The sequence below is a fragment of the Bradyrhizobium sp. STM 3809 genome (assembly GCF_000239795.1).
Classification (GTDB): Bacteria; Pseudomonadota; Alphaproteobacteria; order Rhizobiales; family Xanthobacteraceae; genus Bradyrhizobium.
Window position 1 is genome coordinate 650 of sequence record NZ_CAFJ01000322.1, and the last position, 1,807, is coordinate 2,456.

Annotated in this window: 1 protein-coding gene and 1 pseudogene (1 of these 2 only partly in view); both read right to left on the reverse strand. The window is 59.5% G+C overall.

The genetic code is table 11. The features are described from left to right. Positions 1 to 490 (reverse strand): annotated as a pseudogene (locus BRAS3809_RS17935) (O-antigen ligase family protein) (its annotated part extends 649 nt beyond the left edge of the window); the annotation flags it as partial. A 53-nt stretch (positions 491 to 543) separates the two neighbouring features. Further along, the gene (locus BRAS3809_RS17940; protein ID WP_008963505.1) at positions 544 to 1,617 is read right to left on the reverse strand and encodes an acyltransferase family protein; all 1,074 of its coding nucleotides are present in this window, start codon (positions 1,615 to 1,617) and stop codon (positions 544 to 546) included. Between the last annotated feature and the right edge of the window lie 190 nt (positions 1,618 to 1,807).

Here is a 1,807-nt window from a genome sequence, read left to right on the forward strand (position 1 = left end):
AGAACGCGTACATCAGAACGGCGATATAGGAGAAGGGCTGAAGCGCCCGCGCGAAGAGCAGCGCTGCGAGGGTTGTGAGGCCAAGCTGCGCGGCCCCGCGCGCTGATAACATCGGAAACGGCGACCACAAGGCCGACAGCGCCGCAAAGCCGACGATCAACCAGGGAACGGGGCTCCAGCTCAGAGCGGCGAGGGCGCGAGCTGGCAAAACCGCACAGTACAATGCAACGATAAGCACGAATGCCGCGGCGGGCACCGTCGGAACTGTCTGAATCAGTGCGATCGATACTGCGGCGAAAAGCCAAGCCCACCAGGTGAGGCGAAGCGTCCATGTCGACTGGCTTGGTGTTGGGGCGAGCGGCGGAAAGATCATGGGCGTCAATGGTTCCAAATTCAGCCTGAAGGATCGAGAACAACCGGGACCTGTCGGATCATTGTGACTTGCCGCGGATGCAGGCTGGCAGCGCACGAAGCGCGCCCCTTGTGCCATCTCTCCAACAAGGTGTCATCGGCACCTGCGACCGCTGCTGCCTCGATTGCCTCTTAAGACGCGACTGCGAGTCGGGAGCTTGTTCTTAACCGCTTGCTGATCTTGCGCCCGGCGTCCATGGCAGGTTGCTCGATCCATCGATGGACCAGGGCCGCCCAAGCTAACGTAAGGAGAACGGCGGTTCCGGCAAACGTTAATTGTTTGAGCCAGCCAGCCCCTGGCGAGAGCCAATCCTCCAGCAGCAGCAGAACAATCTCATGGAGCAGATAGACCGAATAGCTGATCTTTGCCAGCCAAGCGAACAGCGGCTTCGTCCCCGTGAGTCGGGCGCGGAGCAGAAGGAAGATCGCAATGGCCGCCAGATATCCGGTCAAAAAGGACAGCGGCGTGAACAGCGGATCTGGCCGCTCCGGCGCGCCGAGCACAACAAAGGCCGATACCGGTAACAGCACCAGCGTAGCGAACCAGACTCTGCGCTCTGTGTCTGACCGCCCCTCCTCGTCTGCTTGACGGAGGGCCAGTCCAAAGAACATCAAAGCAAGGTTCAGCAGCAGATTGGCATGCAGATAAAGCCCCGTGACACGTCCAATCAGGCTGAGCGCGAGGGCAAGCATCAGAAAGCCGATCATGCCTAACAAAGCGACGCGTTGCGAATGCAGGAAGTTGCATAAATAAAGAGCTACGCACATTCCATAGAAGGCCAGCTCGATGATCAGCGTCCAATAGGGGCCCAGCAACACAGGTACGCCGATCGCCATCTCGAGCATGGTGGCATTGGCGATCAGATGAGGCAGCGGAATGCTGAGGTGTTTGTACCAGGTCAACACAGCGTACGCGAACAGCACCGATACCCAATAGGCAGGGTACAGGCGGAAGAAACGCCCGACCACGAAGGTTTGCAACGCCCTAGGGGGTCTTATCGAGAACGGCACGACGTACCCGCTGACAATGAAGAACGCGCCAACGCCAAGCCGCCCGGCATCGAACACCGAAACGAAGATCGATTGCCAAACCTCGTGTCCGCTCACATTTGCGAGGATCAACCGGTCGGCGATGTGTTGCACGAGCACGCACATCGCTGCAATGGCGCGCAACGCGTCGATAAAAGCGATCCGCTGGTTGGTCACGGCTATCCTCTCAGGTTCAAGCGGCCCCGTGTTGTGCGTCAGTTTGCCGATGGGGCAGTTGCTGACGCCGGGGTGAAACGATAGCCGTTCACGACCATGGTCATGTTCTCGCCGCTGCCGAACCCGCTAAAGCGTCCAGCCCAGGTGACCATCCCGGGGCTGGCGGGATCTACGGACCACATTTCGATGA